This window comes from Paraprevotella xylaniphila YIT 11841, assembly GCF_900683745.1.
Classification (GTDB): Bacteria; Bacteroidota; Bacteroidia; order Bacteroidales; family Bacteroidaceae; genus Paraprevotella; species Paraprevotella xylaniphila.
The window spans coordinates 1,584,846-1,597,750 of the sequence record NZ_LR215980.1 but is presented as its reverse complement, the minus strand read 5'-3'; the positions used below and the strand labels follow the sequence as shown (position 1 = coordinate 1,597,750).

8 protein-coding genes and 1 pseudogene are annotated in these 12,905 nt (G+C 41.7%); 3 read left to right on the top strand and 6 right to left on the bottom strand.

The window, feature by feature from the left end:
• Positions 1 to 5: 5 nt before the first annotated feature.
• Positions 6 to 2,186, bottom strand: coding sequence for a DUF5686 family protein (locus E0E47_RS06950; protein ID WP_232038362.1), 2,181 nt, complete (start codon positions 2,184 to 2,186; stop codon positions 6 to 8).
• Between the two features lie 173 nt (positions 2,187 to 2,359).
• Here E0E47_RS06950 and E0E47_RS06945 point away from each other — a divergent pair, with 173 nt between their 5' ends.
• Both E0E47_RS06945 and E0E47_RS06940 read left to right on the top strand, forming a co-directional pair.
• Complete coding sequence (locus tag E0E47_RS06945; RefSeq protein WP_130893293.1) at positions 2,360 to 3,793, top strand: amidophosphoribosyltransferase; 1,434 nt, start codon at positions 2,360 to 2,362, stop codon at positions 3,791 to 3,793.
• Positions 3,794 to 3,846: 53 nt separating this feature from the next.
• Positions 3,847 to 5,307, top strand: coding sequence for a sodium:solute symporter (locus E0E47_RS06940; protein ID WP_130893292.1), 1,461 nt, complete (start codon positions 3,847 to 3,849; stop codon positions 5,305 to 5,307).
• Between the two features lie 233 nt (positions 5,308 to 5,540).
• Here E0E47_RS06940 and E0E47_RS06935 read toward each other — a convergent pair whose 3' ends face one another.
• The 5 genes and pseudogenes from E0E47_RS06935 to E0E47_RS06910 form a co-directional block, all read right to left on the bottom strand.
• Complete coding sequence (locus tag E0E47_RS06935; protein ID WP_130893291.1) at positions 5,541 to 6,005, bottom strand: transposase family protein; 465 nt, start codon at positions 6,003 to 6,005, stop codon at positions 5,541 to 5,543.
• A 49-nt stretch (positions 6,006 to 6,054) separates the two neighbouring features.
• Positions 6,055 to 6,447 (bottom strand): helix-turn-helix domain-containing protein, encoded by a 393-nt coding sequence (locus E0E47_RS06930; RefSeq protein WP_232038361.1) that lies wholly within the window; start codon positions 6,445 to 6,447, stop codon positions 6,055 to 6,057.
• Positions 6,448 to 6,520: 73 nt separating this feature from the next.
• Positions 6,521 to 6,791, bottom strand: a pseudogene (locus tag E0E47_RS06925) (ATP-binding protein); the annotation flags it as partial.
• 1,255 nt (positions 6,792 to 8,046) lie between these two features.
• A complete protein-coding gene (locus E0E47_RS17845) occupies positions 8,047 to 8,235 on the bottom strand; it encodes an Abi family protein (RefSeq protein WP_420873302.1) in 189 nt (62 codons plus the stop codon).
• Between the two features lie 2,105 nt (positions 8,236 to 10,340).
• Entirely contained in the window at positions 10,341 to 10,898 is a 558-nt protein-coding gene (locus E0E47_RS06910) for a Panacea domain-containing protein (RefSeq protein ID WP_130893290.1), read from the bottom strand.
• A 759-nt stretch (positions 10,899 to 11,657) separates the two neighbouring features.
• On the opposite strand from E0E47_RS06910, the gene E0E47_RS06905 reads away from it, so the two are divergent.
• On the top strand, positions 11,658 to 12,902 hold the full coding sequence (locus E0E47_RS06905) for an ATP-binding protein (RefSeq protein ID WP_071149331.1): 1,245 nt from the start codon (positions 11,658 to 11,660) through the stop codon (positions 12,900 to 12,902).
• The last annotated feature ends 3 nt before the right edge of the window (positions 12,903 to 12,905 follow it).

Below are 12,905 nucleotides of genomic sequence, written 5' to 3'. Positions count from 1 at the left end.
ACTTATTATTTGCTGAACAACTCAAAGGTGAACTTATACCCAAAGCCGATTTGCTTGAAGTTTTCCAAAGAAAGGAACAGTCCCATGTCGAACACGAAGGTCCCTATGCCGTAACCCAATTCGAAATAAGGTCCTAAATGGTCCATGGTGAGCATATTGAGGTATAGGCGTTCGTTCTGTATATGGTTGGTGTATTTGATAAGGTGGCGTAGCACAAGAAACGGGGCTTCGTAAGAGATATGTCCTCTGACGTAGTAGGGAGATGCGTTATACCATCGGCCATTTAAAGCCTGAAACACTCCTCCGATTTCGTCGTTCCATCCTTCGGGGAGGTTGCTTTTGCGGAAGTTGACGAAGTCTACGAAATAAGTTTCTTCCTGATTGGTGAACAGTCCCATTCCGATGCGGTAATACAGGTCGGAGAGTAGACCCGTACGGATGTGGTGCTGCATGTCGAACTCAATACGTTCATAAACGCCTGTACTTTTGAATATGTTCCTGAGACCGCGCTCGTAGTCCACGATGAAAGTCGGGAAACGGGACTTCAGGTTGATTTTCTGTCGGCCGTTCATGTAATAGTATTGGCCGGGAGTCCATTCTACCCGGATGCGCGGAGCGAAACTGTTATACTGCGGGCGTATGTTGGCCTTCAATCCTTCGGTTACGTTTTCCGGAAGTTCTACTTGCCGGAAACTTTCTTCAGGATGTTCGGCCGGTGTACGGCGGTGGAACATGAATCCCAGTCCTACGGACAGGCCGTTGGTGATTTCGAGGTGGTTGCTGATTTCGAAATTCAAGTCTTTGAAAAGGTCCAGGTTCAGTTTGTCGAAGTCGATGATGCTGTCTGATGGAATCTTTTTGAGTTCATCAATAATGCGGCTGTTCCCGATGCGGTTGCCGTTCCCGACGTTGACTCTTACCGTTCCCATGTGTTCCGGCCAATATTGGTATTCGGCCCCTGCATTCCAATAGAATTCGTTATGGGTGAAGTTATATCCCAAGCGTGTCCCGACGTGAAGGGACTGGCTGTTTCGGAATGTGGTGTTGAAATTCAAATCTTGCCGGTAGGCGATACCGGTCGTTTTGCTGTAACTGAACATCAGCGGATTGATGAAGGGAGAGTTTTGCAACGTGGCATTGTTGCTTAGTTTCCAGTCGCTATCGGTCAGAAAAAAGTCGCCCACCGAGCCCCAGATGTTTTTCTTGAAAGGCTTGGTCGTTTCCTTTTGTATATAATTCATGGAATCCGTCCGTGCCTTATACCTTTTATATATATACAGTTCGGAGTTGTCCAAAGGAGTAGGCCGCAGGGAGTCGAAACGGGCAAAGTCCTTTGTATAGGCCTGCCGGTCGCATTGCAGGGAAAAAGATGCGGTAAGGTTGTAGTTCGGTTTGGAAATGCTGTCTTCCGGTGTATTACGACGGTGATGTATTTCCTTATAAGTCAGGCTAGATTCGTAATATCCTTCCATGATATTGAAAGCAAAGGCAAACGATGCGTTGATGTCGTTTTTCACCGGCAGGTATTCCGTGTCGGTGCCGATGTCTCCCATGATGATGCGGCAATCGAAAAGCAACAAATCGGCTTGCCCTTTGAATGAAATCTCGCGCACGCTCCATGCCCCTTCCGTAATCGTCATTTTTCCGTCCAATAACTGGAAGCTTTTGTTGCGAGGGATAAATCGGATGTGGTATTCGATACGTTGTTGCCGGTCGCACGACACGGAGTCGATAGTATAGCGGTAGTATTTGTTGCTGTTGGGAGCCAAAGGGGAGAGCAGGCGTTGCCCCATCAGGTAAGGGGCATAGATGTTGACATTGAAATAATCCGTAATGCCCGGTATTTCACGGGCTTCGCCCAACGTTCCGGTATAAGCCTTGATTTTCTGGTCGTATATGTTGGGAGCGGTGTAGTGTAGGTCGCTGTATGTCTCTACGATAAAGCGGTTGGCGTCTTTTGGGGTTCTGAACAATCCCGGAATGAAACGGAATCCCCGGTTTTTCTTGATGATATCCAGTTGGGCTTTGATGTATAGCTCTGCGCGGTATTCGTGGATGAAGTCCATATATTGTGAAGCGGCATGGTGCATCCGGCTGATGATAGAGTCGGCGGCTTCCAAGCGCGCTTGCATCACCAGTGGAAAGGACAACATGCATCCCCACAATATATATCGTATGAAACTCACGTTTATCGGTTTTAAATGAATCGCCCCGGCTCGGTATGGCCCGAGCAAGCTCGGCTCTGCTCTTGCTTAATCGCGATTTTCAGAGTGACGCAGGCAAAGATAATAATAAAAATGGATATAGTGTATCGTTGTTTTTTCTTAATTTTGTGCCCAAATTCACATACACGATATTTATGGGAGGTTTTTTCGGCGTCATCTCAAAGACGCAGTGCGTGGCCGATTTGTTTTACGGCACAGATTATAATTCTCATTTAGGTACACGGCGTGGCGGGTTGGCCACTTATAGTAAAGAGCATGGTTTCATCCGCTCGATACATAATTTGGAGAGTACTTATTTCCGGACGAAGTTTGAGGACGAGTTGGGGCAGTTTAAAGGGAATGCCGGTGTCGGTATCATCAGTGATACGGATGCACAGCCTTTGTTGATGAATTCGCATTTGGGGCGTTTTGCGATTGTGACGGTAGCGAAAATCAATAATGCGGAAGACTTGGCCGCAAAGCTTCTGGAGCAGGGCATGCATTTCTCAGAGTTCAGCTCAGGTAAGATAAACCCTACCGAACTGATAGCTTTGCTTATTAACCAAGGACAGACTTTTGTGGAAGGTATCGAACACATGTATAAGGAAATCAAAGGGTCTTGTTCCTTGTTGTTGCTGACGGAAGATGGCATTATAGCTGCAAGAGACAGTTGGGGACGTACACCAGTCGTAGTAGGTAAGAAAGAAGGAGCGTATGCCGTAACCGGGGAGTCTACGGCATTTCCCAATCTGGATTACGAGACCGTGTATTACCTCGGTCCCGGTGAGATTGTCCGGTTGCAGGCCGAGGGGATGGAGTGTTTGCGCCGTCCGCATAAGCGCATGCAAGTCTGTTCCTTCCTTTGGGTGTATTACGGTTTCCCTACTTCCTGCTATGAGGGTAAGAACGTGGAAGAGTTCCGCTTTGCTTGCGGCAAGAAGATGGGGGAGAGGGACCAGGCCGAAGTGGATTGTGCCTGTGGCATACCGGATTCCGGTATCGGCATGGCTTTGGGGTATGCGGCAGGAAAGGGAGTGCCCTACCAACGTGCCATTTCCAAGTACACTCCTACATGGCCCCGGAGCTTCACTCCGAGCAATCAGGAGATGCGTTCCTTGGTGGCCAAGATGAAGCTGATAGCCAACCGCGACATGCTGAAAGATAAGCGTGTACTTTTCTGCGATGATTCCATCGTGAGGGGAACGCAACTGCGCGACAATACGAAAATCTTATTCGACTATGGGGCCAAAGAGGTGCACATGCGTATTGCTTGCCCTCCGTTGATTTACGGTTGCCCGTTTATCAATTTCACGTCATCGAAAAGCGATATGGAGTTGATTACGCGTCGGCTGATTAAGGAGTTCGAGGGAGATGAGAACAAAAACTTGGAGAAATACGCGCAGACAGGTTCGCCCGAATACCAGCGAATGGTGGATACGATAGCAGAACGCCTGAATCTTTCTTCCTTGAAGTTCAATACGTTGGAAGACCTTATAGAAGCCATCGGCTTGCCTAAATGTCAGGTGTGCACGCATTGTTTCGACGGAAGCAGCCGCTTTACCTTGGAAGAGGAGAACACGGATGAATAGTGTTTGCTCCTGGGGCCGACGGATGGACGTGGCACCGTAAACAGAAGGGCTGTATGAGTGCATTTTATATCATACTGACAACGGTTCTTTATTTCCTTCTGCTGTTTGCCGTCTCCCGTAAGGCCGGTGGGATGGGGGACAACGATACGTTTTTCCGGGGAGGCAGACGGTCGCCATGGTGGGCGGTGGCGTTCGGCATGATAGGGGCTTCCTTGTCTGGGGTGAGTTTCGTGTCGGTGCCGGGTATGGTAAGGGACGCGGATATGACCTACATGCAGATGTGTGTAGGTTTCTTTTTTGGGTATCTCGTAGTGGCTTTTGTATTGTTGCCTTTGTATTATAAGCTGAACCTGACCTCCATTTATGCTTATCTGGATGTCCGGTTCGGCAAGGCGGCCTATCGGACCGGAGCTTCTTTTTTCTTGTTATCTAAAATGTTGGGGGCAGCCGCACGGTTGTATTTAGTGTGCCTGATTTTGCAGAATTACGTGTTCGGAAGCTTGGGGGTTCCGTTCGAGGTCACGGCGTCCGGAACGGTTTTCCTGATTTGGCTATACACCTTCAGGGGAGGCATAAAATCGTTGGTGTGGACCGACGCTTTGCAAACTTTATGTCTGGTAACGGCACTGGTGTTGATTTTGTACCAACTGTGCCGTTTGAACGATTTTACGGTGGTTGAGGCAGTGCGGCATGTGGTGGAAAGTCCTTACGGTCGTTGGATAGAATGGGACGATTGGACTTCACGGCAACATTTCGTGAAGCAGTTCCTGAGCGGCATTTTTATTGTGATTGTCATGACGGGGTTGGATCAGGATATGATGCAGAAGAATCTCACGTGCAAGAACCTGCATGATGCGCAGAAAGACATGTGCTCGTACGGCTTTTCGTTCATACCCTTGAATATGCTGTTTCTGGGAGTGGGCGTCCTGCTGTTGGCTTTGGCATCGCGCGAGGGTATAGGCTTGCCCGTGAAGGGAGATGACATTTTGCCCTTGTTTTGTGCGGAAGGCCATTTAGGGAATGGAGTGTTGGTACTGTTTACTATCGGTATTATCGCTGCGGCGTTCAGCAGTGCGGATTCCGCACTGACGGCCTTGACCACCAGTTTTTGTGTGGACATTCTGGACGTGGAGCGGAGGTTTACCCGTCCGGAAGCAGTAAGAAAGAAGGTACACGGAGTAATAGCTTTGCTCTTTGTCGGTTTTATCTTGTGTTTTGAGGCCGTAAACGATTCCAGTGTCATCGATGCCATTTATGTGGTGGCTTCTTACACTTACGGGCCGTTGTTGGGCTTGTTTGCTTTCGGCATGTTTACCCGGCGCAAACTCTGGCTTGCGGCTGTCCCGTGGATTTGTGTCGCGTCACCCATGGGGTGCTACTTGTTAGACGCCTGGACCGTTTCGACCTATGGTTATCGTTTCGGATACGAATTGCTGATGTTGAACGGATTGTTCACGTTCGTGGGGTTGTATGCGTTTTCCAAGGCTTATTCTCCGGATATGGATAAACGGTAGTAAAAATCCCCTTTCCGTGTACAAACGGAAAGGGAAAAAGGCTGTTTCATGAGAGCTCAAGATTCTGTTGAAAGTCTGAGATAGGAAGAAGTGAAGGCATTTTGGGTATATGTTTTTTAGAAGTATCCGTATAGATGCTAATTGAAAATAGCACCATATTTTATTTTAACCGAGCTTCACCCTTGGCTTTTACAAAAGTACTTTATTGTTTTAAATAGTAGACATTATATAGATTAATTTGTTATATGACTCATTTTGTGACTGATTCTGATGTTGTGTAATCCACAAGCAATAAGAATCACCATATCTTCGAAACCGAATTTATGGCATCTGAATCGTTCTTTGACAATACGGCATTTTTTCATACCACCTATGGCATGCTCCACTTTAATCCTGATTCCGGAAATCCGCTTGTTCTCTTGTTTTTCAACAGCAGTAAGCTCTTTTCCTTTTGGTTTCTTCCTGGGCATGCATATTTCAACTCCATCCGGTCTGTGTCCGATGAAACCTGTATCTTGCCAGATTCTAATACCTCTGGGGAGTAGAAGAGGTTCTTCATCACAAATCTTCTTATCATGGACATGACCTTCGTATGTGGAGCTCAGCCATACAATCTTAAGATCGTTGGTACACAACAGGTTATTCTTTATGCTATGAGTTTTTTTTACCACTATAGCATGCAGACTACCTGTCTTCATCCAAAGGGCGTTGAATAGGTCGCTTGGTTCCGTCCAGCAAGACTTCTTCTCATCCTTGAAGAATGTGTATCAGACGTTTGGAGTTACGGTCGGGTAATTCACCAAGCGTTTTCAATGTACGACGGAGAATCTCAGAAAGAAGGTGAATCCACCTGTTGGCCTGGGGTTGGGTCATCTCAAACTGAATGGCATGGAGTTCCTGAAGGGGATTGGTCTTCAGATATACTAATATGAAGAACATTTTGTCCTGAATCAGAGGCAACACACTGGTCTTCCTGTTGTAAGATATACGTTGACGCACTTTGCCTTCCAAGGTAAAATGGCTGTAATATTCATCCCAATGGTACTTGAAAGTTACTAGCAAGGCATCAAACTCAACAGGAGTTAATCCTGTCGTTGCAAGCACTTGGCTATGACGGTGGCGAATCTTGTCGTAATACATCAATTGAACTTTTTAGACCACAAAGATAAGTCAAAGAACGCTTTAATCAATTATTCGATATAAACTCTAGTTTTTATATTTTCGTTGTTTTTTGTGTTTCTTTGAGTCTATATGATTGTCCGCTCATATTGACAAGAAACGCCTTATGCGTCAACTTGTCCACCATGGCCGCGACCAGTACCTTGTCCTTGATGATTTCATTCCACCTGTTAAAAAACAGGTTTGTGGTAATGATTGTGGCTTTCTTTCCTGGCCTGGGTGACAGGTGATTGAAGTGCATTTTTCCTCACTTTTTGTCCGCAACAGACATGTCCGAACTCGTCACTGATAATCAGGTTGTATTTCCGATGCAGTATGTGTTATAAACTTGTAATCAATTGATAATCAGATATTGTTTTAGTAATTTTTCATGTTGGGGGACAAACGAGGGACAAAAAAATGGAGACAATATGCAAAGAAAACACTAATACAATTTCATTTTTGAAAAACGTGATTAAGGAGCCTGTTAAATCTCCTTTGTCCCTCGTGTCCCTCATGTTTTGAAGCGATGTATTTGCTCTTTATACCTCTTTTCTTTCGCCGCCTCTTATAGATATAAGTTTAGTCTTGTTTATTGTATATCTATCAAAGTTCTAAACCAAACTATTTTGCTTGCCAAAAAAAGATAGATACTTGTATATTTTGGTTGGAAACTGATATCAACCTTAGAGGTTAGTAATCTTTCTGTATGCCAATATTTTCTTTTGACTTATTCTCTTTTCGCCAGCCATAATTAATTTTTGTAATTCCTTCTGAGTTTTCAGTTGACTGCGTAAAAATACGCACTCCACTGCGTAAAATGTATAAAATACTTGTAACTAATAGAATATCAAATACTTTGAATATACCTTTTTAGATAATGTTTATTCAAGTATGGATTGTAGTAATTTATATCAGAAGAATTACTTTTGAATTTAATATTTATCCATCAATATATCATAAAGTAAGATATAATTGCTGTATTTGCATATTATATTATATATTAAGCAGTATCGAAAAAAACAACAGGTACAAAGTCGCCAAGAAAGTTGGATCAGAAGATGCAGATTGTTGGAGGCAGGCCTGTCTGCGCAGAAAATCTCAGTATTGCTCACTAATAGGGCAGATGTTTTGCCGATATAGCGATAAAGCTAAGGCATTGTATCCTCGGATTATTAATGTGATACTTCTGTCTTCCAATGAATAGGAACTTCGTACAAGTATGTAGTAACTAAGGCAGAAGACTAACCTAGATGAATTTTTCATATACTGTCTTGATATACTCAAAAAGAAAATCCGCCTGTTTCTTACGGTCATTCGCAAAATGCTGGCGGAATAATGGAACATATATGTTCAGTCTATGGGGCTATTCTTTCCACAGCGGTTCTTCTTGTCAGCTCGTAGGTAAACCATAACATTGATGTCTATCATCGGAAAATCTGCCAATTGCTGTTGCAAGTGACCTTTCATATACTCTTTTGAAGTGCAGGATGGACTCCTCCTTTGAGCTTTTCAGTTCCTTGTCAACCAATGTCATGGTTCGGTTGAAATTGTCAGCATTCACAAACAAGCTGCCATCTGTCATCCGGAAGATATTGCCAGTTTCCTCGTCACGATGTTTGTCAATGCGCTGCGCAAGACAATCTCTACTTTCTCTATATCGTTAAAGAGAAACAATCGCAATTTCTTATCGAAACGATATGAGTTAAGTGCGTCTTGAAAGGAGCTGTCTGCCTTGTATTGATGAACCTCCTTGGGTATCTGCAGCATGGGATACAGATAGGTGCCAAGTCTGTAATAGCCGATGTTTTGGATATAATGCTCCAGCCGTTGGGAGTCCCTAACGTCCCAACTTCTGTTTTTCAGCAGGGTGGCAATCTCAATGGGGCATGTATAGACCTTGTCAGATTAAATGCCCATAGGGTATAAAAATAAAACGCTCCCCCAGATTTGAGCATCGTTGAGAGGCTTTTTGGGGGTCTAATGTTGTAAAAGTACAACAACCATTTCATTCCGACAAATTTTTGCAGATGTTTCTGCTGCATGGTTTGTCGTTATCAGTTTCCGCAGAGGCTGGATTTTCCAGCTTTAGGGTCGGCAAAATAAGACAAAGTGCAAATCGCCAAGTGACATTGCATTCGGATGGCGGAAACAGAACCATTCGGCCGGTTCCCCGTCCGCGCTTGTTTTATTAACAGGGCAGCCTTGCATAGTCAGTGGCAGAGGGCGATATTTGCTGTAAGAAATGAAATAATGATACGCACTTATATTTTATGAACAGGAGAGTTTAGGAAACTATTTTTAAGCATTTTAACGAAAATTTTATGGATAGGAAGGATGAGGAAGGAATAAAATAGGGTTAAATTATTACAGTAAATTATATGATACTGCTATAGTTCATTCTAGCTAGTATGTAAAGTTAGTGTTTTCTAAAGATGTATTATTAACTCTATGTATACTGGCTGTTTTGCTCACTAAAAGACAATATATTTTTCTCGGAACAGATGGAAAAGGGACGATGCAATATGTGTTATAAACTCATAAAATATTGATAATAAGGTATAGTTTTGGCAATTTGTCATGCTGGAGGACAAACGGGGGACAAAAAATCAGTCACAATCTGCAAAGAAAACACTAATACTATTTCATTTTTGAGATTTATGGTTTTGGAGCAATATGTCCCTTTGTCCCTCGTGATTTAGAATTCTATATTTTCTCTTTGTCCCTCTTTTTTCCTTCACCATATAACTTAAAGTTTAGTTTGTTTTTTGTATATCTAATCAAGTTCTAATCTAAACCTAATTATTATCTTTTTGGTCGGCAACGCTTTTATACTAAACCAAGTATGATTACTGTTTCATTAAGTTTTTGTAAATTGACATTTGGGCTTTATGAATAAAATTGTGGTGCAAAGGTTTATTGCATCGCAAGTTCAGGTCCTTTTGATTTCTGAACAAATCTCCACACTCCATTGTAATCTGACTACTTTTTTATATTTCATTTTGCATATTCAAATAAAAGTCGGACATTTGTATCGTAATGCTTGGTAAAGCCTCTGTTATCAAAATACGTAACCAAGTTAAGGGTATACCCGTTCATCAAGAACGGGTTTTTTCGTTTATGACCATCCCTTTGTTTTACCATACCAACACATAAAAGATGAAAACAATCATTCTGAATCAACGTAAAGAACGTGATGAACTGATGTCTCCGCCCTTATTTGAAACGTAAGAATAGAGATTTGCTATTGAGCAGCCATCTTATCAAGTTGATAACAGGTCCCCGACGAGTGGGTAGATCCATTCAGGCATTATTGATGCTGCGGGACAAGAATTTTGCATACTTGAACTTCGACAACCATCAATTGTTAGAAGCCTGGGATGCTGATTTGGTCATGCGGTGTATGGTAAACAGCATCTGGTCTGTTTTTAAAATGCAGAATTTCATGTTTGAAGAGGTTGTCTGTTGTCTTTCCGCTTTTTATAGATAGCGGAACTAAACAGCAGGATAATTTAAAATATAGGGTGCTATTTTGCTTGCCAGTTTGCCTGTTCCTAGAGTAGTACAGTACGATTTAAATAAGATAATGAATTGTTGGAGCCGGCACTAATTCAAATTCTGGCTTTTTATTTGTTCTCATTTGGCACATCATGTTCAATGCGGGTCATTACAGACTTCTTGTTGTTTTTTGCAAGTGGACGTTAGTTGTTTTACTTTGTTGAAGATTCATCATTCCTAGAGAAAAGGCTGATTCTATCTGACTATTAGCAATCCATAGATGGAACTCTTTCCGTAGTGAGGCCGATAAATGATGGAATATCTACTAATTCGACTTCAGGCTTTTCAAGCCTACTGATTCAGTCGTCCATGCAATTTTAAGATAAAGCGTTTCTTACAATTTGTTTTTTGCGGATATAATCTACCATTTCCTTATTGGCTTTCCCAGCCCTTGCTATATCCATGATAGTAAGCAAATTCTTTTGCGGATCATCCTTAATACGTGTCATAAATTCTTTCCATGCCGAGTCATTTGACAGGTCTGATTGGTCATAAGGGTCTGTATCCCTATATTTGGTAATGGCAGCATCCAGACAACGCTTGTCTGAGCCTGAAATGTAGTCCATATCAGGTTTGGCAGAAGCATAAATTTTCTTTTCATGTACCTCTATTCCGGTAAGGAAATCATTAAATCCTTCTTCCGTAGGCTTTCTTCCTGCTGTTTGTAGGGCCTTATAAATATAAGTCGGTACCGGACCATACTTCAATGCCATGAAAGAGTCTTCTATAAGTACCTTCCCATATTTGACAAGATAATCCTGTTGTGCGAAATAAAGTATTCCAAATAGCTTTGTATATTCAACTCCTTGGGGGAAACTCTGCATAATATAGAGTAATACTGTCTTTATTTTAGTAATCTGTATAGAGGTTTTCATTTTTATCCATTATAACCGATATATACCCCAAATATAAGTATTTATTTGAAAACAATGATCTTTTGTTATAGCTTTTATTGTTGTAATACCTCTTAACAAGTCGGATATTTTCAGGTCCCAATTTGACCATCTTATGCCTCGTTGGAGTGGTGCTTTGTCTGACCTTTACCCCACGAGTCGTATATTTATGGTTTTTGAGCAATATGTCCCTTTGTCCCTCTTTTTTTCTTCAGCATAAGGCTTAAGTTTAGTTTGTTTTTTTGTATATCTAATCAAGTTCTAATCTAAACCTAATGATTATTTTTTTGGGCAGTCAGAGCTTTTATACTAAACCAAGTATGATTATCGTTTCTTTAAGTTTTTGTAAATCGACATTCGGGCTTTATGAATAAAATTGTGGTGCAAGGTATTTGTTATGACATTATTGCATCGCAAGTTCAGGTATTTTTGATTCCTGGATAAATCTCCACACTTAGACATTTTAGGGAGATGGCTTGAAAAATGAAAGACAGAAAAAGTAATTAAAAAGCCAAGTCACGACATCACAATGTTACCAATTCATGACCACAGTGTGTAGAGTCATTAAAAAAATGCTATCTGTATACCTTTCTGTTAGCATGGCAGTTCTTACACTCAATAATACTAAATATCATTCAATAATAATCTTATACTGCATAAATTAATGCATATTTTGTGCAATATGCATTGCTATTTGAATAAAAAATAGTAATATTGTATTCGAATAACAACATATAAAAGATGAAAACAATCATTCTGAATCAACGCAAAGAACGTGATGAACTGATGTCTCGTCCTTATTTAATACGTAAGAGTAGTCAAAATACAGAATTGCTATTGAGCAGCCATCTTATCAAGTTGATAACAGGCCCTCGGCGAGTGGGTAAATCCACTCAGGCATTACTAATGCTACGGGACAAGAATTTTGCATACTTAAACTTCGATAACTATCAATTATTAGAAGCCTGGGATGCTGATTTGGTCATGCGGATGCTGGATGATGTCTATCCTGGATATGAATATATTCTGTTGGACGAGGTCCAGAATCTTGATGCATGGGACCTGTGGGTCAGTGAACTGTATAGAATGGGAAAGAATCTCGTAATAACGGGCAGTAATGCCAGAATGTTAAGCAGCGAAATGGCTACAGTATTAACAGGTAAGTATCTTCAGGTAGAGATGTTACCTTTCAGTCTTGAAGAGTTTTTTGATTGGAATGGGCTTGATCTGCATCTACTGAAAGCCGAGCACAAAACAGAATCCCTTGTATTGTCAGATGATTATTTAAGGAATGGCGGTTATCCAGAAGTAGTTGCTTCACGCCAATTGACCCGGAGTTATCTTGATACGTTATTTGATTCTATTATATGGAAAGATGTTGCTAAGCGTCATAATGTTCGGAATGTGACAGATTTAAATAACTTGGCCATGTATCTTGTATCGAATTTCTGTAATCCTATCAGTGCTAATGAATTGACATCAGAACTTGACTTCTCCAGTGTCAATACGACCAAGAAATATATGGACTATCTCCATGAACCATACCTTTTCTATTATTTGTCGCGCTACAATAATAAACTTAAGTTGATGAAAAAAGCTCCAAGGAAAGTGTATGTAGTTGACAATGGTTTTGTGGTGTCCAAGGCTTTTTCCTTAAGTGACAATTTAGGACGGTTGCTTGAAAATCAAGTCTTCATAGAACTTATACGCCGAGGTTATGATGTTGAAAAGACCATGTTCTATTATCGTTCACGAAACGATAAGGAAGTTGATTTTGTACTTCGTGAAGGAACTCGCATATTACGTCTTGTCCAGGTCTGTTATGATATTAGCAGTCCTAAAACGGAAAAGCGTGAAGTGGATAGTATTGTTGAATGTGCCGGAGAATTAAAGTGTGATAATCTCGTTATTGTGACTTATAATTACAAATGCACAATCGAGAAAGACGGTTATAAGATAGATGTAGTGCCAATCACAGAGTTTTAAATA

Coding starts and splice junctions, on each gene's coding strand:
- E0E47_RS06930 (WP_232038361.1), bottom strand. CDS start 6,447: ATGTATTACGACAAGATTCGCCACCGTCATAGCCAAGTGCTTGCAACG.
- E0E47_RS06940 (WP_130893292.1), top strand. CDS start 3,847: ATGAGTGCATTTTATATCATACTGACAACGGTTCTTTATTTCCTTCTG.
- E0E47_RS17845 (WP_420873302.1), bottom strand. CDS start 8,235: ATGCTGCAGATACCCAAGGAGGTTCATCAATACAAGGCAGACAGCTCC.
- E0E47_RS06945 (WP_130893293.1), top strand. CDS start 2,360: ATGGGAGGTTTTTTCGGCGTCATCTCAAAGACGCAGTGCGTGGCCGAT.
- E0E47_RS06905 (WP_071149331.1), top strand. CDS start 11,658: ATGAAAACAATCATTCTGAATCAACGCAAAGAACGTGATGAACTGATG.
- E0E47_RS06935 (WP_130893291.1), bottom strand. CDS start 6,005: ATGAAGACAGGTAGTCTGCATGCTATAGTGGTAAAAAAAACTCATAGC.
- E0E47_RS06910 (WP_130893290.1), bottom strand. CDS start 10,898: ATGAAAACCTCTATACAGATTACTAAAATAAAGACAGTATTACTCTAT.